This window comes from Cystobacter fuscus, from assembly GCF_044360685.1.
Lineage (GTDB): Bacteria > Myxococcota > Myxococcia > Myxococcales > Myxococcaceae > Cystobacter > Cystobacter fuscus_C.
This window is the reverse complement of record NZ_CP043491.1, coordinates 1,371,673-1,397,401: the sequence shown is the minus strand read 5'-3', so window position 1 is coordinate 1,397,401 and position 25,729 is coordinate 1,371,673. Positions and strand designations below refer to the sequence as shown.

26 protein-coding genes are annotated in these 25,729 nt (G+C 70.1%); 9 read left to right on the top strand and 17 right to left on the bottom strand.

Annotation, left to right across the window (positions count from 1 at the left end; all coding sequences use genetic code 11):
* Positions 1–28 precede the first annotated feature (28 nt).
* From F0U63_RS05885 to F0U63_RS05840, 10 genes are read right to left on the bottom strand one after another with little or no spacing between them, the layout of a single operon-like run.
* Positions 29–931: a MerR family transcriptional regulator gene (locus F0U63_RS05885; protein WP_395844565.1), complete on the bottom strand. Its 903-nt coding sequence runs from the start codon at positions 929–931 to the stop codon at positions 29–31.
* Positions 924–1,598, bottom strand: a complete 675-nt coding sequence (locus tag F0U63_RS05880) for a lysophospholipid acyltransferase family protein (protein ID WP_395844563.1) — start codon at positions 1,596–1,598, stop codon at positions 924–926. Before F0U63_RS05880 ends, F0U63_RS05885 begins: the two co-directional genes overlap by 8 nt.
* The gene (locus F0U63_RS05875; protein WP_395844561.1) at positions 1,595–1,942 is read right to left on the bottom strand and encodes a lycopene cyclase domain-containing protein; all 348 of its coding nucleotides are present in this window, start codon (positions 1,940–1,942) and stop codon (positions 1,595–1,597) included. Before F0U63_RS05875 ends, F0U63_RS05880 begins: the two co-directional genes overlap by 4 nt.
* Positions 1,939–2,355 carry a lycopene cyclase domain-containing protein gene (locus tag F0U63_RS05870; protein WP_395844559.1) on the bottom strand — a complete coding sequence of 139 codons (417 nt, stop codon included), beginning with the start codon at positions 2,353–2,355 and terminating at the stop codon, positions 1,939–1,941. The genes F0U63_RS05875 and F0U63_RS05870 overlap by 4 nt, the downstream gene beginning before the upstream one ends.
* On the bottom strand, positions 2,352–3,488 hold the full coding sequence (locus F0U63_RS05865; RefSeq protein WP_395844557.1) for a glycosyltransferase: 1,137 nt from the start codon (positions 3,486–3,488) through the stop codon (positions 2,352–2,354). Before F0U63_RS05865 ends, F0U63_RS05870 begins: the two co-directional genes overlap by 4 nt.
* Positions 3,485–4,456, bottom strand: coding sequence for a carotenoid 1,2-hydratase (locus tag F0U63_RS05860; protein WP_395844555.1), 972 nt, complete (start codon positions 4,454–4,456; stop codon positions 3,485–3,487). The genes F0U63_RS05865 and F0U63_RS05860 overlap by 4 nt, the downstream gene beginning before the upstream one ends.
* Positions 4,453–5,910 carry a phytoene desaturase family protein gene (locus F0U63_RS05855; RefSeq protein WP_395844553.1) on the bottom strand — a complete coding sequence of 486 codons (1,458 nt, stop codon included), beginning with the start codon at positions 5,908–5,910 and terminating at the stop codon, positions 4,453–4,455. Before F0U63_RS05855 ends, F0U63_RS05860 begins: the two co-directional genes overlap by 4 nt.
* Before the next feature lie 25 nt (positions 5,911–5,935).
* Positions 5,936–6,973, bottom strand: coding sequence for a phytoene/squalene synthase family protein (locus F0U63_RS05850; RefSeq protein ID WP_395844551.1), 1,038 nt, complete (start codon positions 6,971–6,973; stop codon positions 5,936–5,938).
* On the bottom strand, positions 6,970–8,514 hold the full coding sequence (locus tag F0U63_RS05845) for a phytoene desaturase family protein (RefSeq protein ID WP_395844549.1): 1,545 nt from the start codon (positions 8,512–8,514) through the stop codon (positions 6,970–6,972). The genes F0U63_RS05850 and F0U63_RS05845 overlap by 4 nt, the downstream gene beginning before the upstream one ends.
* A gap of 13 nt (positions 8,515–8,527) precedes the next feature.
* Complete coding sequence (locus tag F0U63_RS05840) at positions 8,528–9,598, bottom strand: polyprenyl synthetase family protein (RefSeq protein ID WP_395844547.1); 1,071 nt, start codon at positions 9,596–9,598, stop codon at positions 8,528–8,530.
* Positions 9,599–9,687: 89 nt separating this feature from the next.
* Here F0U63_RS05840 and F0U63_RS05835 point away from each other — a divergent pair, with 89 nt between their 5' ends.
* From F0U63_RS05835 to F0U63_RS05820, 4 genes are all read left to right on the top strand, one after another.
* Complete coding sequence (locus F0U63_RS05835) at positions 9,688–10,275, top strand: peroxiredoxin family protein (protein WP_395844545.1); 588 nt, start codon at positions 9,688–9,690, stop codon at positions 10,273–10,275.
* Between the two features lie 10 nt (positions 10,276–10,285).
* The gene (locus F0U63_RS05830) at positions 10,286–11,191 is read left to right on the top strand and encodes a TIGR01777 family oxidoreductase (protein WP_395844543.1); all 906 of its coding nucleotides are present in this window, start codon (positions 10,286–10,288) and stop codon (positions 11,189–11,191) included.
* A 77-nt stretch (positions 11,192–11,268) separates the two neighbouring features.
* Positions 11,269–12,471, top strand: a complete 1,203-nt coding sequence (locus F0U63_RS05825; RefSeq protein WP_395844541.1) for a metallophosphoesterase — start codon at positions 11,269–11,271, stop codon at positions 12,469–12,471.
* Between the two features lie 106 nt (positions 12,472–12,577).
* Complete coding sequence (locus F0U63_RS05820) at positions 12,578–13,120, top strand: FHA domain-containing protein (RefSeq protein WP_395844539.1); 543 nt, start codon at positions 12,578–12,580, stop codon at positions 13,118–13,120.
* Positions 13,121–13,144: 24 nt separating this feature from the next.
* Here F0U63_RS05820 and F0U63_RS05815 read toward each other — a convergent pair whose 3' ends face one another.
* The 5 genes from F0U63_RS05815 to F0U63_RS05795 form a co-directional block, all read right to left on the bottom strand.
* A complete protein-coding gene (locus F0U63_RS05815) occupies positions 13,145–13,792 on the bottom strand; it encodes a tetratricopeptide repeat protein (protein ID WP_395844537.1) in 648 nt (215 codons plus the stop codon).
* On the bottom strand, positions 13,764–15,257 hold the full coding sequence (locus F0U63_RS05810; RefSeq protein ID WP_395844535.1) for a protein kinase: 1,494 nt from the start codon (positions 15,255–15,257) through the stop codon (positions 13,764–13,766). Before F0U63_RS05810 ends, F0U63_RS05815 begins: the two co-directional genes overlap by 29 nt.
* Before the next feature lie 178 nt (positions 15,258–15,435).
* Positions 15,436–16,569, bottom strand: coding sequence for a MopE-related protein (locus F0U63_RS05805; protein WP_395844533.1), 1,134 nt, complete (start codon positions 16,567–16,569; stop codon positions 15,436–15,438).
* Between the two features lie 2 nt (positions 16,570–16,571).
* Positions 16,572–17,819 carry a PEGA domain-containing protein gene (locus F0U63_RS05800; RefSeq protein WP_395844531.1) on the bottom strand — a complete coding sequence of 416 codons (1,248 nt, stop codon included), beginning with the start codon at positions 17,817–17,819 and terminating at the stop codon, positions 16,572–16,574.
* Between the two features lie 49 nt (positions 17,820–17,868).
* On the bottom strand, positions 17,869–19,032 hold the full coding sequence (locus tag F0U63_RS05795) for a M20 family metallopeptidase (RefSeq protein WP_395844529.1): 1,164 nt from the start codon (positions 19,030–19,032) through the stop codon (positions 17,869–17,871).
* A 206-nt stretch (positions 19,033–19,238) separates the two neighbouring features.
* Here F0U63_RS05795 and F0U63_RS05790 point away from each other — a divergent pair, with 206 nt between their 5' ends.
* The 3 genes from F0U63_RS05790 to F0U63_RS05780 all read left to right on the top strand — a co-directional run bounded on the left by F0U63_RS05790 (position 19,239) and on the right by F0U63_RS05780 (position 22,422).
* Positions 19,239–19,673, top strand: coding sequence for a host attachment protein (locus F0U63_RS05790; protein WP_395844527.1), 435 nt, complete (start codon positions 19,239–19,241; stop codon positions 19,671–19,673).
* A gap of 224 nt (positions 19,674–19,897) precedes the next feature.
* Positions 19,898–21,793, top strand: coding sequence for a methyl-accepting chemotaxis protein (locus F0U63_RS05785; protein ID WP_395844525.1), 1,896 nt, complete (start codon positions 19,898–19,900; stop codon positions 21,791–21,793).
* A gap of 26 nt (positions 21,794–21,819) precedes the next feature.
* Complete coding sequence (locus F0U63_RS05780) at positions 21,820–22,422, top strand: HAD family hydrolase (protein ID WP_395844523.1); 603 nt, start codon at positions 21,820–21,822, stop codon at positions 22,420–22,422.
* 213 nt (positions 22,423–22,635) lie between these two features.
* On the opposite strand, the gene F0U63_RS05775 is transcribed toward F0U63_RS05780, so the two are convergent.
* Positions 22,636–23,238 carry an adenylate/guanylate cyclase domain-containing protein gene (locus F0U63_RS05775; protein ID WP_395844521.1) on the bottom strand — a complete coding sequence of 201 codons (603 nt, stop codon included), beginning with the start codon at positions 23,236–23,238 and terminating at the stop codon, positions 22,636–22,638.
* 273 nt (positions 23,239–23,511) lie between these two features.
* Between F0U63_RS05775 and F0U63_RS05770 the strand changes: the two genes are divergently transcribed.
* A complete protein-coding gene (locus F0U63_RS05770) occupies positions 23,512–23,925 on the top strand; it encodes a hypothetical protein (RefSeq protein WP_395844519.1) in 414 nt (137 codons plus the stop codon).
* A gap of 16 nt (positions 23,926–23,941) precedes the next feature.
* Positions 23,942–24,745, top strand: a complete 804-nt coding sequence (locus tag F0U63_RS05765; RefSeq protein ID WP_395844517.1) for a hypothetical protein — start codon at positions 23,942–23,944, stop codon at positions 24,743–24,745.
* Positions 24,746–24,822: 77 nt separating this feature from the next.
* Here F0U63_RS05765 and F0U63_RS05760 read toward each other — a convergent pair whose 3' ends face one another.
* Positions 24,823–25,728 (bottom strand): hypothetical protein, encoded by a 906-nt coding sequence (locus F0U63_RS05760; protein WP_395844515.1) that lies wholly within the window; start codon positions 25,726–25,728, stop codon positions 24,823–24,825.
* Position 25,729: the final 1 nt, after the last annotated feature.

Genomic DNA, 25,729 nt, shown 5'->3' with positions numbered 1-25,729 from the left:
CCGGGAGCCACCCTCGCCCGGCGCTCGCCTAGTCCTCCAGGAGCCGTGGCCAGTCGGCGGCGTGCTCGAAGACGCGCACGCCCAGGCGATCGCACAGCGCCCGGTACTGGAGCGCCGCCCGCCCTCCCACCCAGATGGCCATGCCCGCGGCGAGGCCGCTGGTGACCCGGGTGAGGATCTCCTCGAACTCCCGGGCCCCCGGGTCCAACACCGACGACAGGCCCACCAGGTCCACCTCGAGCGCCCGCGCCATGCGGACCACCTCGTCGGTGGGCGTGCGCTGGCCCAGCAGCGTCACCGTCATCCCGGAGTGGCGCAGCCGCAGCGCCATGCCCAAGAGGCCCAGCTCGTGCTGCTCCTCCGGGAAGCACGCCAGGAGCGCGTGCCGCGGTCCCTTGTTGGGCGCGGAGTGCAGGAGGCTGATGAGCCGCGCGCGGATCTCCTGCGTCACCAGGTGCTCCTGCCCCACCGTGAAGACGCCCTGGTGCCAGAGCTCCCCCACCTCCTGCTGCAGGGGCACCAGCACGTCCTCGTAGGCCTTCAACGGAGAGAGCGCCGAGAGTACCTCGTCCAGCGTCTCCGACACCCGGCGTTGATCCAACGCCTTGACCGCCGCCAGCACCTCCTCGCGCCAGGTGGCCACGCTGCCGTCGCTCGGCTCCGGAGGCGGGGACTGGGAGGGCCGCGCCGCGTCGATCTCCGCCAGCAGTTGCGGCAGCATCTTCGCCGCCTCGCTGATGGACACGCCCTCCTCGGTGAGTTGCTTGAGGCGCTTGAGCAGCGCCACGTCCCGGTCCGTGTACACCCGGTAGCCCGAGGGGGTGCGCTGGGGCGAGAGCACCCCATAGCGCCGCTCCCAGGCGCGGATGAGCTCCACCCTCACGCCGGAGAACTCGGCGGCGATGTGAATGCGGTAGGTGCGCTCAGCCATGGCCGCGCACCGCGTCCCAGCGCTCGGCCACGCCCCGGGCGCCGGACACCACCTGGGTGAAGCCTTCCAGATTCGTCGCCGCCTCCAGCCGCCGTGCCGCCGCCTCCAGCTCCTTCCGGTAGCGCTCCAGGGGGGCCGCCGCGTGCGGCTCGCCCACCTCCACCAGCACGTCCGGCCGCTCGTGCTCGAAGAAGGCGTAGCGGATGCAGAGCGGAACGCAGCGCGCCCCGCTCACCCGCGCGAGCAGTTCCACCCCGCGCTCCAGCTTCAGCGAGCGCACGCCGTGGGGCCTCAGCTCTCCCTCCGGGAAGATGCACACCGCGGCCCGGGGCCGCGCGAGCAGCGAACTCGCGTAGCGCAGTGTCTCCAGCGACGAGGCCGCCTCACCCCGCCGGATGCTGAAGGCACCGATGCGCGACAGGAAGCGATAGCGCGCCAGGTTCTTCTCCTCCATGACACAGTATGTGTCCCAACCCGCCGCCCGGCCAAGCTGGTGCAGCACGAAACCATCCCACCAGTTGGAGTGGTTCGCATAAACGAGGCGCCCGGCCACGCCGTCCTCCAGCGCGCCGCGCACCCACAAGCCCCGGAAGGACGAGCGGAACTTCCAGCCCACGTAGGTGTCGACCATCCATCCCGGAAGCCCGCCCTTGGCCGCGTGTATCACGGCACGCGCGCCTCACGCCGGGCCAGCAGGGCGGCGAAGAGGGTCAGGCCCAGCGCCACCATGACACTGGTGAGCACGAAGAAGAGCAGCTCCTCGAGCGGCACCGCGCCGAGGTAGATGCCCAGGTGCTTGCCCTCCCCGAAGCTCCAGATGCCCTCGCGGATGGCCAGGTGATCCGCCACCGACAGGTAGACGCCCATGACGCCCGCCGGCACGAGCGCCGCGCGCAGCACCGTCCAGGAACGCTCGCGGAAGTAGAACACCAGCACCCCGAGTTGCAGCGCGATGAAGGGGCCCGCCCACGCCATCAGGTGGATGAGGTACGCCCAGCGCGACTCCATCATGACACCACCTCCTTGGAGCCCAGCTTGTTGGAGCCCAGCTTGTTGGAGTCCAGCCGGTGCTGGCCCGCGGGCACCGGGGGGCTCGCGGGGGACTTGCGGGCAGCGGGCGCGAGCGACACCCCGCGCAGCCGCGCGAGCACCCATACCCCCACCAGCAGCGTCTGCAGGCCGAAGAAGAGGTACTCCTCCAGGGGCAGGTAGCCCACGGTGATGCCCCAGATGAGCTCCGGCTTGAAGCGCCACAGCCCCCACTTCACCGCCAGGTTGTCCCAGGGGCACGTGGCCACGTAGACGATGGCCAGCAGGGGCACCAGGGGCAGCAGGGCGCGCCGGGTGAGCACATGGCGGTAGCGCACCGCCAGCAAGATGATGGGCAGCACGACGAACAGGCCCAGGAAACGTGCGTACGTCATACCCCGCCCTCCTGCTTCAATTCCGTCCATCCGGGTGACATCCGGCCTCCTGGGTGCAACGCATAGACACGCCCCCGCCAGGTCACCCGAGGGGGGTGCGCGAGGGAGCGGACGAAGGCGGCGAGCAACAGGGCCTCGCCCAACAGCCAATCCAGCGCGAAGCGGAGCGCTCCGCCCTCGGGGCGCCCTGCCCCCGGGAGGGCGCCGGGAGCACTGAGCCGCGCGAGCCGCCAGGACAACAGGGTGCGCACGGCCACCAGCGCCGCCACGCACCCCCGCAGGCCCGGCGAGCCCGCCGCCATGCCGAGCACCAGCAGCGGCCACGTGGGCGTGAACAGCAGGGGCACCGTCGGGTACAGCCCGGGCCGGTGGCTGCGCAACACCTGCATCCAGCGCGTGAAGCGGGCCAGGGCCGCGTCCCAGTCCCCCGCGGCCAGGGGCACCACCGCCGGCACCTCGCAAAGCGCCACGCCGAGACCGCGCGCGTGCAGCCGCTTGGACAGCTCCAGGTCCTCGCCGATGTGGTCCACCAGTTCCGGCAACTCCTCCACCGCCCGGCCGCTCAGCCCGAGCGCCTTGCCACACACCGCCGCGGCCCCGGCGCTCATCACGTGCAGCGCCCGGAAGCTGTGGTGCGTGCGGCGCAGCAGCGCGGCCACGGCCCGCCCGGCGAGCCCCCGCGCGTCCACCGGCGTGGGCACCGCCGTGCTCAGCGCCGCGCCCGCCGCCACCGGTGCCGCCAGGCCCGCCACCAGCTCGCCCGTCACCACCACGTCCGCGTCCACCACCAGCACCACCCGGCCCTCCCGGGGCAGCACCCTCAGCGCGTGCAGCAGGTGCCCCACCTTGCGGTTGGGCGTCGAGGGATCGCTCGGCACCCACCGCACGTGCTCGGGCAGCGGTGGCCGCTCGGGGGCGAGCACCACGTGCTCCAACGGGCCCGCGTAGTCGATGGGCGTGGCCAGGTTCTCCACCTCGCGGGGCGTGGGCGCGTCCACCGGACGCAGCAACAGGACCGGCACCCGCGTGGAGGCCACCGCCGGACGCCGCCGCATGAGGCGCGCCAGCGCCACCGCGCTGAAACCACCGGCCAGTCCGCTCCAGGCCATTCCCAGCGCCGCCCACGTGCTCATGCCTGGCGCTCCACGCGCGTGCGGAAGTGCGCCATCCAGCGGATGAAGGGCGAGTGGAAGCGCTGGAAGTCCGCCACCTCCCCCATCACATCCAACCCACCCTGGCGTGCCTCCAGCCGGGCATAGAAGGGAGAGGACTCCAGCAACCGGGGCTCGGTCGTCCCCCCGGGGCCCGACACCAGCCGCTCCGGCACACGCAGGCCCCATCCCGTCATGCGCGTGCTCAGCGGCTCCGCGCGCACCGGCCACCGCTCACACGACGTGCCCCGGGCACTCGCCGTCACGCGCAGGGGAGCCACTCCACCCGGCAGGTGGTACTCCACCACCGTCTCCTCCGGCCCGTGTTGCCGCGCCCAGTACCAGCCCGGCAGCCGCGCGCCCAGCAACTCCTCGCCATGGTTGGTGTCGTGGTAGCCGTGGCCCTCGACGCTCACGCCCTCGGAGTCCACCGACAGCCACGCCCTCGCCCGGGGCGCCAGCGCCCGCCAGTAGTGCGGCACACCCGGCACCAGTTGCACCTCCTCGGTCGAGAAGGACTCGGGCTGGAGCACCAGCCGCGCGCGCACCGCTCCGCCCAGGGGCGCGCACCGCTCCTCCACCTCCAGGCACACCCGGCCATCCCGCGTGTACTCCAGGCGCGAGCGGCCGATGCGCAGCTCCCGGCCCTCCTGGAGCACCGATGCCCGGGGATACTCGCTGAGCACCCAGCGCACTCCGCGGCCTCGGTGGTAGAGCGCGAAGTTCACCGCGCTGTGTTGCAGGGGCAGCGCGCCCCGCGGCGCCCCCACCGAGTAGCGCGGCGAGAAGAGCGAGCCGAGCATGAAGATGAAGACGGCGCTGTACTCGCCCGCCGTCACGTCGGCGTAGAACCAGCGATAGGCCCCGGCCGTCTCCGGCAGCCTCGGCAGCGCGTCCAGCCACGACTCGCCCCGGAGGGCGCGCGGCGTCAGGAAATCCAGGCGCCTCATCCGCCGCTCCTCAGGTGCGCGGACGCCATGCGGGCGGCGAACTGACCCGAGAGCATCACCAGGGGAACGCCTCCGCCCGGGTGCGTGCCCCCGCCCGCGAAGAAGAGTCCGGGCGTGCCTCCCCGGATGCGCGGACGGCGGAAGGGGCCGAAGCGGCCATGCGGCAGGAAGCCGTAGATGGAGCCGCCGGGCGCGCCCAACGCCGCGAGGTCCACCGGCGTGCGCTGGGCCACCACGCGCATGCGCCCCTTCAGCTCCGGGTAGTGGGTGAGCAGCTTGTCGAACATCTGCGCCTTCACGCGCTCGCCATGCTGCTCCCACTCCGCCGCGGCGCGCTCGGCGGCACCGGGCTCGCGCGGCAGCGCCGGGGCATTCACCATGACGAACAGGCCCGTCTTGTCCGGCGGCGCCACCGTGTCATCCGTCGCCGCGGGGTTGCAGAAGTACACGGTGGGATCCGCCGCGAGCTGGCCCGCGAACAGCTCGTCGAATTCGCGCCGGTAGTCCCGGCTGAAAAGCACGGTGTGGTGCGGCAGGGCGGGACGGCCATCCACCTCCAGCAGCAGCACATGGCCCGACAGCGACAGCGGCTCGCTCCCGCGGCCCAGCTTGTCCAGCGGATCCGCGTTCACCACCACCGAGTCGAAGCGCTCCTCGCCACCGGACGGACCCACCCGGTAGCCGTGGCCCTCGCGCTGGTAGTGCACGCGCGTGTTCAGGTGCACCTTCACGCCCAGACGCGCCACCGCCGCCCCGAGCGCATCCACCAGCGCGCCAATCCCGCCCCGCACGTGGTGCACGCCGTACGCGCGCTCGATGTGGGGCACCAGGGCGTAGGCCGCGCTCGCCGCGTAGGGCGATGCCCCCGCGTACGTGGCGAAGCGGCCCACGAATTGCCACATGTGCTCCGTCTTGAAATGAGCCCGCGCCAGATCATCCAGAGTGGACAGCTTCATGCCCCGGGCCACGGCCACCATGCCCCGGCGCATCACCCGGGACATGAAGCCCGCCATGCCCTCGAAGGGGGCCTCCAGGTAGGGCTCGCCCGCGGCGCGCCAGATGTGCTCGGCCTCCGCGTAGAAGCCGTGCACGCCCTTGCCTTCGCTGGGACGCAGCCGCTCGGCGCTGTGCGCGGTGCGCTCGAGGTCCTTGTAGGCCACGAAGCCGCACCCGTCCGCGAAGTGGTAGGTGCACTGCGCCTCCAGCTCGAGGAAGGGCGGCAGCAGGTCCGCCGCGCCCAGCGACTCGAACAGCCCGCGCACGACGTCCGGGAGCGTGAGCAGCGTGGGCCCGGTGTCCAGCCGCAGTCCGCCCACCTGCACGGACTGCGCCTTGCCACCGAGGTGGGGACCGCCCTCGAAGAGGGTGACGTCATGACCCTCCTTGGCCAGCAGTCCGGCGGCCGTCAGTCCTCCGATTCCACCACCCACCACCGCGACACGCATGGGCTTCATCTCCCGACTCCCGGACGCTCGCGCGTCATGGCATGGATCCCGTCGTGACAGCGCGCGCGGACGGCAGCAGGGGAACCACCGCCGCTCCCGGCGCGCGCACGTGCATGAGTGGCACCGTCGCGGGCCGCACGAGCGCGTGGGTGGCCAGCGCGAACTTGCGCGACTTGGTCACCGCCGAGCGGCCCGAGAAGACGTCGAAGTCGCGCTCCTCGATGACGCGCAGGATGTCTCCATAGATGGAGCCCATGAGCATCACCATGCGCTGCGAGCCGAAACCCGACAGCGCGGGGATGCCCGCCGCGGCGCGCTCGTAGTAGGCGCGAGCCCGGGCGATCTGCCAGCGCATGAAGTCGCGCCAGCGGTCATCCACCACGCCCCGGCGCAGGTCCTCCAGCGACAGCCCGAAGGCCGCCAGTTCCTCCGTGGGCAGATAGACGCGGTCGCGCTCCAGGTCCTCGCCCACGTCCCGGAGGATGTTGGTGAGCTGCATGCCCCGGCCCAGGTCCGCCGCGGGCCCCAGCGCCCACTCCTCGGAGCACCCGAGCATCGCCGCCATCATCAGCCCCACCACGCCCGCCACCCGGTAGCAGTACAGGTCCAGCTGCGACCAGGTGTCGTAGCGGCGGATCGTCAGGTCCATCTCCATGCCGGAGATGAGCTCCTGCATGGGGTACTCGGGCACGCGGAAGCGCTGGATGCAGTCCACGAGCGCGGCCAGCTCCGCGGGGTGCCACGGCCCCTCGCCCCCAGTGGCGCGCGTGGAGGGCGGAGGCAGGCGGGGGTCCGCCAGCTCGGGCGTGTCCAGGAAGAGCTCGGCCACGGCGCGCCGCGCGCGGGTCAGCCGCTCGGCCAGATTCGCGGGCACCGCGCCCTTGTCCGCCCCGTCCGCCACGTCCACCATGTCGTCCAGCCGCCGGCAGAAGGCGTACAGGGCGAAGGCCGCCTTGCGCCTCATGCCGAACAACATGAACGAGGCGAAGAAGAAACTCTTGGCATGGTGCCGGGTCACCTGCTCCGCCATCCGGTACCCGCTCGCTACCAGGCTCTCGTCCCGCGACTTCATGCCGCTTCCTCCATTGCACCGGGCCCGGTCCCCCCAGGCGCGCGCACGACGTTGTCCACTCCCGCCCACGTGAGGATGCGCTCCACCGCCAGACGCGCGGAGATGAGCACCGTGGGCAGTCCCGTTCCGGGCTGCGTGGAGGCTCCCACGAAGAAGAGGTTCTTCACACGCGGATCCTGATTGGACGGACGGAAGGGACCAATCTGGAAGAAGTTCTGCGCGAGCCCGAAGGCGCTGCCCCGCGCCAGGTTGAACGTGGACGCCCAGTCGTCCGGGGTGAGCACGCGCTCCACCTCGATGTCGCGCTCCAGCTCCGTGTGGCCCAGCTCCGCCAGCCGCTGGAACACCTTGGCGCGCACGCGCGGGCCCTCCGTCTTCCAATCCAGTCCCTCGTGCTGATGGGGCACGGGCACCAGGATGTAGAGCGCGTCCTTGCCCGGCGGCGCGAGGCTCGGGTCCGTGTGGGCGGGGGCGTTCACGTAGAAGCTCGGATCCTCGGGGACACGGAAGCGCTCGAAGATGGAGTCGAACGAGCCCTTGTAGTCGTTGCCGAAGTAGACATTGTGGTGGAGGAATTCGTCGTAGCGTCGGCGCATGCCCAGGTAGAGCATGTAGCCGCTGGAGGTGTAGCGGAGCTTGTCCGCGCGCTTGAGCCGCGTGACGTTCTTGTCGAGCAGCTTCTCGTACGCGTAGGGCAGGTCCGCGTTACACACCACGACGTCGGCCCGCACCACCTCGCCGCCCTCCAGCTCCACGCCCGTGGTGCGCTTGCCCTCGGTGAGGATGCGCCGCACGGGCGTGCCGTAGTGCAGGTGCACGCCCTCCTCGCGCGCCACCTTCTCCAGCGCCAGGGGAATGGCATACAGCCCGCCCTGGGGGAACCACACCCCCACGCCCAGCTCGGTGAAGGGCAGCAGCGCGAACACCCCCGGCGCGGCATAGGGAGACACGCCCAGGTACATGGACTGGAAGGTCATCCCCGCGCGCAGCCGCTCGTCCTTGAAGAAGCGGCCAACCTCCGAGTACATGCGCCGGTGCGCGCGCACCTCGAGGATGCGCTTGAACACCGAGGGCACGAAGTAGTCGGACAGGCCCGCGTAGTTGCGGCCCACGAGGTGATCCAACCCCGTGCGGTACTGGGTGCGGCCGAGCGCAAGGAAGGACAGGTAGCGCTGGAAGCTGCCGGGCTCCACCCGCTCCAGCTCGCGCCCCATGGCACACAGCTCGGAGGTGAAGGTGATGGCCGAGCCGTCGCGGTAGTGGATGCGGTAGTTGGGATCGCACCGGTGCAGCGTGAGGTAGTCCTCCATGCGCCGGCCGAGCGAGGTGAACGTCTCCTCGAACACCTCGGGCATGAGCACGATGGTGGGGCCCAGGTCCCAGGTGAAGCCGTCCACCTTGAGCTGATTGCAGCGCCCGCCCGGGCCGTCCGTCTTCTCGAAGAGGTGCACGCTGAAGCCCGCGTGGGCCAGCCGCGCCGCCGCCGCGAGCCCACCCACGCCCGCGCCCACCACCACCGCCTGTCGCTTGCCACGCTCCACGGTGCATCTCCTCTCAAACCATTGGCTGGGACGACGGACCCACGAGCGCGCGCATCAGGTCGCGCAGGCCCTGGGGATTGGGCAATGCGGCGAGCGCCCTCACCGCGCCTCGCGCCGCCCGCGCGGCGATGCGCTCGGTGGCCAGGCGGCCCCCGGCTTCGTCCACCAGGACGCCCACCCGGGACAGCACGGCGGCGTCCTTCTGCTCGCGGGGCAGGTTCCACAGGGCCTCGAGTTCCGCGCGCGCCTCGGGTCGCGAGCGCGACCAGGCGGCCATCAACGGGAAGGTGCATCGCCCCAGCACGAAGTCGCCAGGGCCACCCCAGGGCACCTCGAGCAGGCTCGCGGACTCCTGACGCAGCAGGGTGGCGAGCCCCAGGCCGCACCCCACGCGCGCCAGGCGCAGCCGCAGGGAGTCCTCCGCGCCGGCCAGCATCGCGCCACACACCAGGGAGGTGGCGAGCCCCTCGCGCACCATCCGCAGGCGGGCAAGCTTCAACGCCTGACGCACGCCGCCCTGCTCCGCCAGCACCCCGCCCTGCTCGCGGCGGAAGAGGCCCGGCACCGTGGAGCGATCCATCCGCAGGCAGTACTGGCTCGCCTGCACGGCGCCCGGCACATTCGCCTCCGTCATCACTTCCAGCGCGCGGGCGAAGAGGTGATCCCCCACGACCACCGCCAGGTGTCCTCCCGCGGGGCCCGGCACGAGCCGCGCGTGCAGCGGCACCCCGTCCGGGCGCGTCCGCGAGAACGCCAGCACGTCGTCATGAAGCGCCCGCGAGGCATGCAGCAATTCCATGCCCGCGACGAAGCGCCACAGGCCCGCGGGCACCGTCGTCGAGCCCCGCGCCAGGCAATAGCCCGCCAGGAGCAGCGCCGGACGCATCCGCTGGGTGGAGCGGGACAGCAGAGCCCTCGTCTGGCCGAGTGCCCTTGCCCAACCTTCGTCCAACCGGGCCTCGTCCGGCAGCTCCAACAGCTCGGCCAGGGCGCCCTCCACCTGGGCCTGCACCAACGCCAACCACGCCCGCTCCACGGACGGAGCCAACCTGGGCGCAGCGGCGATGAACGGCGTGGGCCCCATTCGGCACTCCTCCAGACGCGTGGCTACCTTCGTATGTGGAGGTAACCTTTGCGTCCAAGGTTTGTCAAGGCTATGTTCAGGGTTTGTACATGCTCCGTCCAACATCCTTCCCCCTGAAGACGTGGTTCGCGGGAGCACTGGTGGCCGCGGTCCTGGCCACCGGCTCCGTCCTCGCCGCGCCACTGGAGGCCGTGCCGATGAATGCAACCTTGTGGGATTCCCGTGGAAAAGAAGTGGACCTGTCCCAGTGGCGGGGAAAACCCGTCATTCTGTTCTACGAGGACCGTCACTCGACGACACTCAACGCCTCGCTGAAGGACGCGCTGTTCAACCGGGGACGGGAGATGGGGCTGTTGCAGGCGGCGTGGGTGGTGGCGGTGGCCAACCTGGAGTCCTTCAACTTCTTTCCCGCGCGGGACATCGCGCTGTCACACGTGCGCGGCGAGGAGAAGAAGTGGGGCGTGCCCATCCTCGTGGATCTAGAGGGCGTGCTGGGCGAGGCGCCCTGGAAGCTGCCGAAGAAGACGTCCTCGGTGATGCTGCTGAGCGCGGACGGCCGGGTCGTCTACAGCTACTCGGGCCGCTTGGAGCAAGCGGACATGGACGTGTTCTTCGGACACCTGAGCACGCTGCTCGGCGTGAACATGACGGGCGCGCCGCGGGACACCCATCCATGAAGGTGTCCCCATGAAGGTGGCTCTCAGTGGCGCGAGCGGGCTGTTGGGCCCGCCCCTGGTGCGGCGGCTGCTGGACGCGGGGCACGCGGTGCACGTGCTGGCGAGGGACGTGAAGCGCGCGCTCGGGCGGCTCCCGCCGGGAGTGACGGGCTCCTTCTTCGACGCCACCACGCCCCTGTCGCCCGAGGCCCTGGCGGGAGCGGAGGCCGTGGTGCACCTGGCGGGCGAGCCCGTGGCGCAGCGTTGGACGGCCGCCGCGCGCCAGCGCATCCAGGACAGCCGGGTGGTGGGCACGCGGCTGCTGGTGGAGGCCGTGCGCACGGCGGGCACGGTGCGTGGCTTCGTCTCCGCCTCGGCCATCGGCTATTACGGGGCGGACCGCGGCGAGGAGCCCCTGACGGAGACGGGCACGCCCGGAGGCGACTTCCTCGCGCGGGTGTGCCGGGGCTGGGAGGCCGAGGCACTGGAGGCCGAGCGCGCGGGCATCCGCACGGTGGTGGCGCGCATCGGCGTGGTGCTGCATCCTTCGGGCGGCGCGCTCAAGGCGATGCTCCCCGCCTTCCGGCTGGGCGTGGGGGGGCGCATGGGCTCGGGGCGGCAGTACCTGAGCTGGGTGCACCTCGAGGACGCCGTGGGGCTCTTGCACCACGCGCTGGAGCGGGAGGAGCTGCGAGGGCCCCTGAACGTGACGGCGCCCGAGCCGGTGACGAACGCGCGCTTCGCCCAGGCACTGGGGGCGGCGTTGGGACGGCCGGCGCTGGTGCCGGTACCCGCCCTCGCGCTGAAGCTCGCGCTGGGGGAGATGTCCGTCACGGCGCTCGGCGGCCAGCGAGTGCTGCCCGAGCGGGCCCGGGAGACGGGCTATGTCTTCCGCCACCCCGAGCTGTCCGAGGCACTGCGCTCCCTGCTTGGCTGAGCGGGCGCCCGCTTCACGCTTCTTCATGGACGGAAGGGTTGCGACGGTCCGGGGTGCCCGTGAGTATGCGAGGGCACATGGCCATTCCGACGCGGCTCCTCGTCTTCTTCGCCCTGATGTCCCTCATCGTCGTGGGCGGTCACCTGTACCTGTACCGGCGGCTCTTCCGGGACACGGGCAGGTCTCCCCTCTGGCGGCGCACGGGCGCGATCCTGCTGGGCGTGCTCGGCGCGAGCCTGATCCTCTCCCGGCCGCTCATGGCGCTCGCGCCCTCGGCGGCCATGTCCGCCTTCGCGCAGGGCAGCTGGTACTGGATGGGCGTGGCGGCCTACCTGTTGCTCACGCTGCTGGCGGTGGGGGGCGCGCGCTCTCTCGCCGGGTGGATCGCACGCCGGCGCGCGGCCCCGGCGGCCCCGGTGGGCAACGCCGCGCCGGTGTCCGAGGAGCGGCGGGAGTTCCTCGCGCGCGCGGGCGCGGGAGTGGCGCTGGTGGCCACGGGAGGCATCACCAGCCATGGCACGTGGCGCGCCTTCCATGCCCCGGTGGTGAACGAGGTGACGGTGAAGCTGCCGGGGCTGCCCAGGGCCCTGGATGGAATCACGATCGTGCAGCTCAGTGACATCCACGTGGGCCCGCTCATCCAGCGCCGCTTCATGGACGAGCTGGTGGCGCGCACCAACGCCCTGAAGGGCGACCTGGTGTGCATCACCGGCGACCTGGTGGACGGCAGCGTGGAGGAGCTGGGCCATGCGGCCGCGGCGCTCCGGGAGCTGCGCTCGCGCTTCGGCACGTACTTCTGCACGGGCAATCACGAGTACTACTCGGGCGACCGGGAGTGGACCGAGGCCCTCACGCGCATGGGCGTCACGGTGCTGCGCAACCGCCACGTGCGCGTGGGCGACGCGGGCGCCTCGTTCGATCTCGTGGGCGTGGATGACTGGGGGGCGGCGCGCTCGGGCTACCCGGAGCGTGGCTACGACTTGTCGGCGGCCCTCGCGGGGAGGGATCCCACCCGGGCGTCGGTGCTGCTGGCGCATCAGCCGGCGGGCTGGCGCGATCAGGCGCAGAAGGCGGGCATGGGGCTGCAGTTGTCCGGACACACGCACGGCGGGCAGATGTTCCCCTTCACCCTGGCGGTGTCCGCCATCTGGGAACACGACGCCGGCTTGTTCCGCGAGGGCGAGCACTCGCTCTACGTGAGCCGGGGCACGGGCTTCTGGGGGCCTCCGGTGCGGGTGGCCGCGCCGCCGGAGATCGTGAAGGTGACACTGCTCGCGTGAGGCCGCTCGGATTTCACGCCACGTAAACGCGCACTCCTGGACAGCCCGGCGTCCCCAGGAAGCGTCAAGATGGGAATCCCCTCGTGAAGATGATTGTCTCGGAGCCATGGCACGATCCCTGTTGATGTCCCTACTCGTGCGCCAGCACCTGGCCCTCAAGGAGAAGTTCCGCGCCCGTTATCCCCACAGCTGGTTGGTCTGGGAGGCGGGGGTGTGGAACGTGCCGGAGAGCAGCGAGCAGAACCACGGTGCGACGCGGCTGCCCACCTCGGATCTCCGGGACTGTCTGCCTCCGGGCGACGCCATGTGCTTCGAGCTCTCCCCGGGCCGCGACGTGCTGATGATCGGCCGGGCCTCGCACAACGCCTTCGTCATCAACGACGCGACGGTGTCACGCGAGCACCTGATGCTGCGCGCGCGGCCGGACGGAGGCTGGACGGTGGAAGCGCTGAGCCAGGGCGGACCGGCGATGCTCGGCGGCCAGCTGCTGCCGCCCGGAGAACCTCGGCCGCTGGAGAGTGGAATGCACCTGCAGCTGGGCGATGTGCGGCTCACCTTCCACGACGCCGAGAACTTCCACCAGCGCATGGGCCACACGGCCGCGCTGGTGATGGCCCAGGCGCGCGGCTCGCCGAACAGCCCGGCCTGAGCCCCGGCCCCGTGAGGAGCGTGGCTAGCGGATGGTGCCCAGCGTGGTGGGACGCGGCTGGGGCGCGGTGGCGGCGTAGACGATGCCACCGGCCGCGATCGCCACGGCGCCCGCCCCCGCCCACACCCACCACTTCTTCGCCAGGCTCTCGCCCTTGACCTCGGTGTGGGCCGGCGTGGACTTGGACGCCACGGTGCGCGAGCGCTCGCTGTCCTGACGCGCGCGCCGCTCGGCCACCTCCGCCGTCTGCTTGCGCAGGGAGGAGTCCTTCTGCTGCGACTTGCCCACCGCCGCGTCCATCTCGGCGATCAACTCGCGCACGAGCGGGGCGTTGGCCGGCGGTTGCTTCGATTGGGCCAGGTAGCGGCGGTAGAAGGTGGCGGCCTGCTCGGGCTGCTCCAACTGCCGGTAGCACTGGGCGATGTTGAAGAGGAAGCCGGGCAGCGGCAGCAGCCGGTACGCCTCGACATAGGCGTCCAGGGCCTTCTGGAACTGCGACTGCTCGTAGGCGGCATTGCCCTCGAGGAACTTCGCGCGGGCCTGGGCCTGCGCACGCGCCTCTCCACTCTGGGCCTGGGCGCGCGCGGACAGGGGCGCGAGGGCGAGCAGCCCCACGACCACGGCCACCCACCACCCGGAGCGCTCAAGGAGCGAACGGATCAATGACGGCATCACGGTTTCCCATGGGCGGTTTGCGCGAGAGGGACGAGCGCGAGAGGGACGAGCGCGAGGACGCGTTCGTCGCGCGCGCGGGCTTCGTCCCCGCTCGCACCAGGGGCACCTCGAGCGAGGAGGAGGCGTCGAGCCGCAACTGGTGCTCGCTCGGCACGTAGCCAGCCAGCTCCACGCGCACGCCCAGGGAGCTGGCCGAGGAGGGCAGCTGGGCCACCCACGGCGTCACCCCGAGCGTCTCGCCCGTGTCGGCGCGAACCACCCGCGCGCCCGAGGGCACGGAGTTCACGGTGAGGGAGATGGGCACCGGCTCGGGCTTGGGGGCCTCGGCCACCCGTGACTCGGCCACCACGGCACCCGGCGCGGAAGCGGCGGGCTCGCCGCCTCGCATCAGCACGAGTCCCACGCCCGCCAGGGCCAGCACGCCCGCCAGGGCCATCCAGCCCGCGCGCCGCGGCATCCGCAGCGCGAAGGGCATCGGCATGGGCCGGGTGGGGCGCTCCTCGGGAGGCACGACGGCCAGGGTGGCCGCGTCCGAGTCCATCAGCAGCGCGGTGATGAGCTCGGCGAGCTGCGCGGGCCGCCCCTCGGGCTCCTTGGACAGGCAGCGCAGGGTGATGGCCGCCAGCTCCGGTGGAATCGCGTCGCCCGCGGGCGTGTGCGTGGGCAGCTCCGGAGGCGGCTCGGTGAGGATCTTCACCATGAGCTGGCCGAAGTTGGGCGCCACGAAGGGCGGCTGTCCGGCGAGCAGCTCGTAGAGGACGGTGCCCACGGCGTAGATGTCCGCGCGCGCGTCCACCGGCAGCCCCGCCGCCTGCTCGGGCGACATGTACGTGGGCGTGCCGATGATTGTGCCATCCAACGTCCCGTTGACGCCCTCGGCGGTGAGCAGCTTGGCCACGCCGAAGTCGAGCACCTTCACGAAGTCCGTCTGTCCGCTCTTGTGGGCGATGAAGAGGTTGTCCGGCTTGATGTCGCGGTGCACCACCCCGAGCTGATGCGCCGCGCTGAGCGCCGCGCACACCTGCACCATGATGCGGCGGATGCGCGCGAGGCTCAGCCGCTCCTCGCGCAGCAGCTCCGACAGGCTCTGGCCGCGCAGCAGCTCCATCACGCAGTAGACGTGACCGGCCGCCGCGTCCTCGACGAAGTCGAAGATCTCCACGATGTGCTCGTGGTTGATCTGATTGACGGCGTGCGCTTCCTGGAAGAAGCGCCGCACGAAGTTGCCGTCATGGGCGTAGGTGGAGCGCAGGACCTTGAGGGCCACCTGGCGTCCCAGCCGCACGTGCCGCGCCTGGAAGACCTGCCCCATGGAGCCCTCGCCCAGCAGGCGCTCCAGTTGATAGCTGCCCAGGATGTCGCCTACCTGCAACTGCGTCTCCAAGATCGTGGAACCGCCGGGTCCGGCGTTGCGCGAGCCAGTGGAGAGTACAGTACCTGGGATGAGGTCGTCGCCGCCCATGAGAGGACCAAACTCTCCACGGAATCTGTTCCCGGCAACCCATACGTGAACAGCGCCGTCAGCTGGGCGACTTTTGTGCTCCAGGCCTGCCCTCCCGTGGCACCGGGTTGGCCCGGCGTGTGAACAGCCCTTCTTCCCGGAAGAAGAAGGGCTTGAGACAAGGCATCACCTGGGTGGATCAACTACACGTGCCGTTGCTCTTGCAGGTCTTCCCAGTCCCGCAGGCCGTACCGGTGGGGCAATCGGTGGTGTCCGCGCAGTCGACCTTGTTGTCCTTGTCGTTGTCGACATTGTCGTTGCAGGTGGTCTCGGCGGCGACGTTCGACTTACAGGTGCAGCCCGTCCCACACGCCTGATTGGCACAGTCCGTGTCCGCGCAGTCGATCTTGGTGTCCTTGTCGTTGTCGTTGCCATCGCCGCAGGCGGTCTCGGCGGCGACGTTCGACTTACAGGTGCAGCCCGTCCCACACGCCTGATTGGCGCAATCCGTGTCCGCGCAGTCGATCTTGGTGTCCCTGTCGTTGTCGTTGCTATCGCCGCAGGAGATCTCGGCGGCGACGTTCGACTTGCAGAGGCAGCCCGTCCCACACGACTGGTTGTTACAGTCCGTGTCCGCGCAGTCGCTCTTGGTGTCCTTGTCGTTGTCGACACCATCGGTGCAGGTGGTCTCGGCGGCGACGTTCGACTTGCAGGTGCAGCCCGTCCCACACGCCTGATTGGCACAGTCGGTGTCCTCGCACCCCACGAGCCCATCCCCGTCGTCGTCCGAGCCCTCGGTGCACGTCTGCTGCACGCGTCCCGTGCACTTGCCCGCGAGGCACGTCTGGCCCGCCGAGCAGGCCGTGCCACACGCGCCGCAGTTCTCGACGTCCTGCTGGAGGTCGAAGCCCTCGTCCGTCACGCCGTCACAGTTGTCGTCGACGCGGTTGCACAGCTCTTCGGTGGGCAGGACCTCGCCCTCGCACAGCTGCTCGTTGTTGGCGCCGCACTTGGGCGTGCCGGCCTTGCAGAGCCCCTTGCCCGCGGTGCCCTCGGGGCCGCCATAGCAGGTCGCGGCCAGATCGTCCTTCTTGCCATTGCAGTCGTCATCGACGCCATTGCACACCTCGGTGGCGTTGGCGGAGGGCATGCAGCAATAGCCGCTCAGACCTTCCCGGGGCACGCACTTCTCCCCGGCCAGGGCGCAATCCTCGTTCGAGGCGCAGCTGAAAACAGTGCCATCCGGAAGCTCCGGCACCCAACACGCCGAGGCCGCCACGGCCATCACCAGGCCGAGCCCCAGCGCACAAACGAGAGAAGAAATCGACTTCATGATCAGAAGCTCCCACCAAACACGAGATGAAGGGCCATGCCATCGCGCCCCGAGCCGCCCGTCCCACCGGCCACCGGAGCCACCGAGGAAGACGCCGGCGCGGAGCGCTGCGGCACGATGATGAGCCAGGCCAGGCTGCCGGCCGCCACCGCGCCTCCGCCCGCCATGAGGGCCGTGGAGATCAGCGCGCTCTGCCGCATGGACTCGTAGTCACGCCGGTGGATGTCCACCACGCCCTGGCGGTCAATCTTCAGCGTCCGCTGCTGCAGGGGCAGGCCCATCGCCACGCCCGCGCCCACCGCCGCCAGTCCCAGCACCGTGGTGTAGAGGGCGGGGCGGCTGAAGATGGTGGGATTGGAGGAGCCCGACTTCCTCTTCTTCGCCGGCGTGCGCTCGTCCAGCTCCGCCAGGGGGCTCTCCGGCGCGGCGCCACTGAACTCCAGCCGCACGGTCAGCTCCTTCGTCTCGCCCGGGGTGAGCGTCACCGTCTTCGTATAGGTGTTGTAGTCGTCCGCCTCCACCACGAGCTGGTTGTCCCCGGGCGGCAGCTTCGCCTCCACGTTGCCCACGCCCAGCACGCGCGAGCCCACGCGCACCACCGCGCGCGACACGTTGCTCGCCACCTTGAGCATCGCGCGGGGCCTGGCCAGGGCCGTCACCCGCTTGGCCAGCGTCTCGCCCGCCTCGCGGATGAAGGTGCTATCCGTCGGCTTGCGGCCCGTCACCACGTCCGTCTCCACCACGCCCCGGTCCCGATCGAACGTCCACAACCGCAGCGTCCAGCCCTCGTCCTCCAGCGACAGGCGCGCGGTGGTGAGCAGGTCCGCGTCCAGCGTGTCCGCCGCGCCGCTCAGGCACGAGGCCTCCGCGCAGCGCAGCGTGGTCGCGTAGTCGTTGCCGAGCTGCTGGCGAGCCTCGGCCGGAGTCGCCGCGCGCACCACCTTGCCGGTGCGGAACGCCACGCCCTGCAACCACCCCACCCACCTCTTGGCGGCCGCGGCGCCGGCGCGCTCGGGTGTGTCCAGACCCACGAGCCCGAAGCGCGGCATGAGATCCGCCCCGGGGCCCGAGCTGAGATCCAGTCCCATGGAGCCCTCCTGAGGTGCTTCCTCGGAGGACTCCTCGGTCTGCTCATTGGACTGCGGGGCATTGGAGTCCGAGGAGAGATCCAACCCGAAACCACCCTGGGCCCTGGCCGGACCGGAGGCCAGCGCGACCAGGACGGCGGCGACGACGAAAGGGGTACGCATGGGGCCCCGTTCTACCCTGAACAGCGCCCGTTGCGGAGCACTCCGCGCGTCACGCCCCGCGCGAGGCCAGATAGCGCGCCAGGGCCTGTGCCTTGGGCACCAAGGTTTCCACCTCGATGAATTCCTCCACCGTATGGAAGCCCTTGCCCCGGGGGCCGAGCCCATCGATGGAGGGGATGCCCATGGAGGACGAGGTGCTGGCGTCCGAGCCACCTCCCACCAGGGGGGACTCGCCCCGGCCCAGCCCCGAGGCATGGGCACATGCCCCATACGCCTCCATCAGCGCCGCCGAGGCCTCGGTGCGCTCCAGGGGCTCGCGCGACACGCCCCCTTGCACCTCGATGCGGGTACCAGGCACCCCCGCCGACGCTTCCTCGGCCGCCTGGTGGAAGCGCCGCACCAGCTCCTCGCCGTCCGCGCGGGTGCAGAAGCGCAGGTCCACCTCCGCCACCGCCTGGTCCGGCACGGTGTTCTTGCCCTGTCCCCCCGTCACCTTGCCCACGTTGACGGTGAGGCCGCGCGGGTAGTCGGTGAGCTGCTGCACCCGGTCCACGAAGCGGGCGATCGCCCAGAGGGCATTGGCGCCCTCGTGGTGGGCGTTGCCGGCGTGGGCCGCCTTGCCGCGCGCCGTCGCCACCGCCATGCCCGTGCCCTTGCGCCGGGTGATGATGGCGTCCCCGGCCCGGCCGGACTCGAAGACGAGACAGGCCTCGGCCCCGGCGATGGCCTTCCGGATGACACCGACCCCCTCGGGCGACCCCACCTCCTCGTCCGACACCACCACCAGGCGCAACGGAGGCAGCCGCGCCAGGCCCCCCGTCGTCGCGAGCGCCTTGAGCGCCCAGGCGATGACGACGAGCCCGCCCTTCATGTCCAGCACGCCCGGGCCGCGCCGCAAGGAGCCCTCGCGCCGGTACCCCTCGAACTTGCCGGGGGGAAAGACCGTGTCCAGGTGCCCCACGAGCGCCAGCGGCCGGGCGCCCGGCCGTCCCTCGGAGCGGAAGACGAGATGATCCGCGTAGCGCTGGCTGGGCACCACCTCCGCCACCAGCCCGGGCATGGCGAACTGCTCGCGCAACAGGGCCCCCACCCGGCGTCCGCCCTCCGGATTGTCCGTCCAGGAGTTCACCTCGACCAGGGCGGCGAGCGCCTCCTCCATCTCGCCCAGTCTGCCCACCAGCCAGTCCGCCGCTGCTTGACCACCCTCGTGCATCACCACACCTCCTCTGCCCCGGGAACATCCCTCCCGGGACGCTCCCACGCCAGCACCCCGCCACGTCCCGGTCACCTGAACGACGCTCGAGCCCCCCTCACCTTCCCGCCTGCCCGGCGGGCCTCCCGGCGCGCGCCATCCCTCTGGTCTGGGGGTGCTTGCCGGGAACCCGGATGCTTCGCACCTCAAGCACAGGAGGAAGCACAATGGCGGACGCGCTGTGGATTCTGGTGGCCAATGCAAGCCGGGCCAGGCTCTTCTCGACGGACGAGCGGGCCGAGAAGTGGGACCTGCGTGAGGAGTTCTTTCACGAGGAAAGCCGTCAACGCTCCACTGAACTGTTCCAGCAACCCGACAACCCCAACGCGGGCGCCCTGAGCAAGCCCCAGCCCGAGAACCAACCCGATGCGCGCCAGCAACTGGAGCATCAGCGCTTCGCCAAGGAGCTCGCCGAGCGGCTCGAGCGCGGCATCAATGACCGGGCCTTCGACCGGGTGGTGATCGCCGCGCCTCCGGAGTTCCTGGGCATGCTGCGCAAGTCCATCAGCCCCCGCGTCCAGCAACGGCTGATGCTCGACATGCGGGCGGACTACACGCACGTGCCCGTCAAGGACCTGCCCGAGCGCATCCCCCTCACCTAGCAGGGCGGACGGCCAGGCGGCACCCGTCGGGGAAGGGGCCCGACGGGAAGGGGCCCGACGGGAGTAGGGGTTTTCGGAGCTTTCCCGGCTCGCGCCTCCCTCCCATGGGACCGGGGGGGCGCCCAGGCAGGTGGACGGGACGGACTCCGTGGTACACGGGGGTGGGGCGCACCTGGGAGGCAGGAAGCGCCGGCTCTCTTCCCCGCGCCAAGGTTCCGAGATTCATGCGAGTTCCCCTGATCGATTCCCTCAAACTGCGCGGCCGGTTGACCTTGTACGTCACCCTGCTGGCCCTCCTCCCCCTCGGGGTGACCTCCATTGGAGGGGTGATCTCCACCCAGCGGGCGATCAAGGCGCAGGTGCACGAGATGCTGCGCATCGAGGCCGAGGGGCTGAAGGATCTGGTCGAGGCGTCGCTGGTGGAGCGCGAGGCGAGCGTGCGCAGCTGGGCCGAGGACGCGCTGGTGCGCGAGGCGCTGCGCTCGGGCACGCCCGAGCAGAGCGACGAGGTGCTCGCCCGTCTGCAATTGCACTACAACACCTTCGCGGGGCTGGTGCTCTTCACCGACGAGGGCCGCGCGGTGTCCGCGAGCACGTCGGCGCTGCGCGACTCGTTCCTCGGCCAGGACGAGACGGTGCGCGAGTCGGTCTGGTTCAGGGCCGCCCAGCAGGGCCAGTTCACCAGCTCGACGCTCACGCGGGAGGACCCCATCTTCGGCATGCCGGTGCTGCACCTGGCGGCGCCCGTGGTGGACCCCCGCGACGGACACCGGCTGGGCGTGCTGCTCGCGGCGTATGACTGGGGACAGGTGGGCGAGGTGGTGAAGGCGGCACTGGCGCGTGCCCGCGCGCGCAAGAACAACAGCTTCGCCCTCGAGGTGCGCACCGGCTCGGGCACCGTGCTGTTCAACTCGCGGGGCCAAGAGGCGTGGAACGTGCCCGATGCCGTCACTTCCGAGGCCATCGATGGCGACGAACTGCGGGACGTGGGCGACGGCTGGCACTTCGTGGCGATGTCGGATCCCGCCGAGGTCTATGCCCCGGTCACCCGGATGCACGTGCTCTTCATCATGAACCTGTTCATCGTCGGCGGCATCGTGAGCGTGTGCGCGTTCCTGCTCGGCCGCACCATCACCCGGCCCATCGTCCACCTGAACCAGGTGGTGCGCCACATCGTGCGCACGGGAGACCTCGCCCAGAAGCCCGAGGTGAACTCGCGTGACGAGGTGGGCGAGCTGGCCGAGTCCTTCCTGCAGATGGTGGACAAGCTGCGCGCGACGACGGACAGCCTCCAGCGGGGCACGCGCGTGCTCACCGACACCGTGGCCGCGCTGACGCGCGCCGCCGAGCAGGAGGAGAGCAACATCACCCGCCAGGCGGCGGCGCTGCAGCAGACGCAGGTGACGGCCCAGGAAATCAAGCAGACGTCGCTCCTGGCCGCGGAGCGGGCCGGGGCGGTGCTCCAGGTGGCCACGCGCGCCGAGGAGCTGGGCACGGGCGGCGCGCGCGCCCTCACCGAGAGCATGAGCGGCTTTCAGACCCTGCGCGAGCAGGTGGACGAGATGGCGGTGCAGATCGGCCAGCTCAACGAGCGCGCCCAGCGCATCGGCGGCATCACCCTGACGGTCAAGGGGCTCGCGGACCGCTCCAACATGCTCGCGCTCAACGCGGCCATCGAGGCGGTGCGCTCCGGCGAGCACGGCAAGGGCTTTGGCATCGTGGCCAAGGAGATCCGCACGCTGGCCAACCAGTCCATCCAGTCCACCGGCCAGGTGGGCACGCTCCTGGAGGACATCACCCATTCCATCCTCAAGACGGTGGAGCTGAGCGAGCAGGGCCAGCAGCGCATGGACAGCGGCCTCGCCCAGGTGCGCAGCAGTGGTGACAGCATCCAGGCCCTCAGCCGCATCGTGCAGGACAACATGACGGCCGTGCGGCAGATCGCCAGCGCCGTGAATCAGCAGAACGCGGGCATCCAGGAGATCTTCAACGCGCTCACGGACATGTCCGCCCTGATGCACGAGACCATGTTGGGACTCCAGGCCACCCAGCGCGTCACGAGCGAGCTGCGCGACGTGGCCCAGCAGATGGAGAAGGTGGCGAGCAGCTACCGCGTGTAGCCGTCGCGATGGTACGAGGGGGACCCATGTCCCCACGCCTCCACGCGGTCATCCTGGATCTCGGCAACGTCCTCGCCTTCCACGACAACGCCCTGCTCTTCCGACGTCTGGGAGAGCGCGCGGGCTTGAGTGCCCAGGACGCCGAGCGCCGCCTGTCCGGCGCGGGCTGGACGGCGGCCAACCGGGGACAGCTCGACGCGGAGGGCATCCGGAGCGACGTGTGCGGGGCGCTCGGGGTGGAGCTGCCCATGGACGAGTTCAACGCCCTGTGGAACTGCCACTTCACGATTCACGAGGAGGTACTGCCCCGGGTGGAAGGGCTGGTGGGGCGGGTGAAGCTGGTGCTGCTGTCCAACACCAACGTGCTGCACGTGGAGTGGCTGCGGCCCCGGCTGCCCATCCTCGAGCGCTTCAATCACCTGGTGCTCAGCTGCGAGGTGGGCCTGGTAAAGCCCGAGCCCGCCATCTACCAGGAGGCCCTGCGGCACGCGGGCTGCGCGCCAGAGGAGGCCGCCTTCTTCGACGACGTGCCCGCATATGTCGAGGCCGCGAACGCCGTGGGCATCCAGGGCTGCGTCTTCACCACCGCCGCCGCCTTCGACGCGCAGCTCCGGGCGCTCGGGTTGTAGCGGGCACTACTTCGCGTAGCGCCCCACGGGCGGCTCGTGACGGGCACAGCCGCGCCTCCGGGAACTGCTCCGCGAGGTACTCGCAGATGGCCAGTGTGGGCGAGCGCGAGATAGGGCCGCAGCGACCAGGAGGAGTAGTTCTTCGAGCCGACGACGAGGGAGAGCTCGTTCATGGGGGCGGACCTTAGCGCCCCCACTCCCCGAGAGAAGGACTCAGCTTCGGGCGCGGCTGGGCAGCAGCCCGCGCAAACGCGCCACCCACGAGCGCGAGCGGCGCACGGGCGGATCAATCCGGTAGACGGGCACCGGCAGGCGGATCTTCTTCAAGTCGCTCCGGCCCAGGCGCACCATGGAGGCCTCGACCTGGAGGCCGCGCACCTGCCGCGCCACCGGCTCACTGACATAGAGGGTTCCGGGCCGCGCGAGCGACTCCAGGCGGGCGGCCAGGTTGACGCCCTCGCCGAACACGTCTCCATCCTGGTGCACCACCGAACCCAGGTGGATGCCGATGCGCAGCTGCACCCGGCGCTCGTCCGGCACGCACTCGTTGCGCGCGTTCAGCGCCGACTGCAACTCCAGCGCGCAGGCCACCGCCGGAAGTGCTTCGTCGAACTCGACGAGAAAGCCATCCTCCAGCCGCTTGATCTCCCGCCCGCCATGACCAGACAGCAGGCTGCGCACGAACCGTCCATGCTCCTCGCGCAATTCGTTGTTGAGCGACTCATCCCGACGAGCCTCGGTGCTCAGCTCCACCATGTCCGTGAACATGATGGCCGCGATCTTGGGGGGCTCCGCTTGTTGCGCATCCACCATCATCCGCGATCTCCCTCCCCCCCAGACCTGACGAATGTTACCTCACGAACACTCGCCTGCATCCACCGGCACTCCTCCGAGGAGCGAGCACCGGAGCCTGCCCATTGAGGCCGGAACGGTGCGAGCCCGTCCCGCCAGCAACCCACCTTTCGAGTACGATGAGGCTAGCCCATCCTCCGCGCGAGCAACAACCGGGGGACCGCACCTGGAGTGGGGAGCCGTCGAAGACGTGACAACCCGCGTCACGCACATCCTGTGATTGTTGAGCCGCCCACCATGTCCGTTCCCGACAATCCCCAGGACGATCGGACCCCACCGTGGACGCCCATGTTGCTCGCACTGGGCGTGTTGTTGATGGCCACCGCGGCGCGTCATGAACGAGGAGTGTTGGCCGCGCTCGCCACGCTCGTGCTGCTGCCCAGCTTGTGGCGGGTGCTCACACGTCGGTGGGTGCGCGGGGATGTGGTGCGCGGGCTCGGCATGGGGTTCATCACGAGCCATGCGCCGCTGCTGCTGGGCGCGTGCTCCACGCTCGGCCGGCCCGAGTGCCGCATCCACCTGTGCATGGAGGGAGTGCTCGCGGGAGTGCCTTATGTGCCCTGGGCGGGCATGCTCGGCACCCTGCTCTACTGGGCCTGGACCACGCCGCCTCCGGAGCCGCAGGATCCGCCGATGCTGCCTCCGGACTGAAGTCCCTGCACGATCCATGAGGCATGAACAGCTCATTGCGTTGCAACTGCCGTCATTCCTGCATGGCACCTTTCGCTCGGCGCAGCAGAAGGCGAGGAGAGAGGGCCTGCGGTGTGGTGAGCAGTACCGAGTGAAAGGAACCTTCCCCGCTCCTCGGCAGATGGTGGATGTCCCCCCAGGCGAGGTGTTGGTAGCGCACGATGTGGTGGACTTCCAACACGAGCGCCCGGCCTGGCGGCTGTACCTGGTGTCGGATGTCATGGACGCTCTGCTCGATACCGTGGATCAGCAGAACACGTTACCCACGAGGGATGCCTGCGAGGCCTTCTTCCTGGAGACAGCCTGGGGCGCGCTCTACTTCGCGCTGGCCCAGATGGGCCCGGTGAGTGCGCAGCGAACGGCGAAGCGCCTCCAAGCGGTGCTGCGCTTCTGGGAGCCGCTCCAGTGCTCACGCTATCTCTTCAAGAAAGTGGGGGTGGCGCACACTCTGGAGGAACTGATGGTGGCCTCCTACGACTGGGCCATGGATGCGTGGTGCCCGGAGGGAGACGCTTCCGTGCACGAGCGTCTGGCAATGGCCGCGAAGCGCATGGAACGGGCTACACGAGAGGACTGCATCGAGGCCATCTTCCGGGAAATGCCGCGAGCCCTCGCGCATGCCGGCACGTTGAAGCACTGGAAACTAGTGGCCGACCCTGACTTCCAGCGAGAGCGCCTCACCACACTCAACTCATGGTTCTTCGAACGAGTCTCCGCCGCACGCCCGGGGGATCTCATCTGGCTGTTGACCAACTGGGATCATGAGCTTGAGGTGCAGTAGGGCGTATAATTGAGATCCTGGTCGGTGCTGCTCTGTATGGGAGTTTGCTGTCGGAGGGTTCCCATGGAGAAAACGCATCAGGAACGGGATGCGCCACGGCCGTACAGTCCAGGTTCCTTGCGAACCACCAACTCATGGGCCGCCAGGTAGTAGTCCTTCGCCTTCGCGGGATCGCGCTCGTACAGGTCGAGGAAGGCACGAGCGCATCTTGAATGCGGAAAGCGGTTGCCACGTGCCGCCGCGAGTACTTGCTCGGCAAGCCGACGCTGTTCCGGTGTGCCGTTCTTCGCCCGCTCGAGCTTCTCCCACAGCATCACCAACAGGTGAGCCCGTCCATCGCGCAGGTCGGTCCGGAGGTGCAGCCGGAAGAAGTCGATGGTCACCTGCGCTCGTTTCCGGTCATAGCCGCCGCGCTTCGCGGGCACGGGGAGGACGCCCTCGAAGGTGATGAGTTCGTCAGGGGAAGGATCCGCCATGCCGAGCGGGACAATGAGCAGTGGCTTTTCCTCCGCATTCAGCTTCGCGATGTCACTGCCCTCAGCCGAGAGTTCGCCATCGATGGGGAAGTGGTCGGCCTTGAGAGGCGAATTGCAGACCTTGCAGGTGACGACGTAGTTATGCGGTTCATGCGCGAGCAGTGGGTAGCCCTTGGGGTTTCCGCTGCGGACCTTGTACCGGATGCGAAGTTCCTTGGCGGTCTTCGCATCGGGCCAGGGAATGACGCGACTCTTTGGCCGGAAGTGCTCGACATCGTACTCGATGTTTGCATACGGGCTTTCGGCCATGGGTCGTTCGCAGTAGGCACATTTGTGATGCTGAAGCGCCATGTAGACGCCTTTCACCTCACTCCAGAGGCCCTCACCGGAAAAACGCTTCTGCTTTCGTACCTGCTGCGTTTGCTTCGCCGCGCGTTCGCGCCAGTCCGGAACTTCCTGATCGATGAGACGGACCAGTTCCTGAGGAGTAACAGGAATTCGGATCATC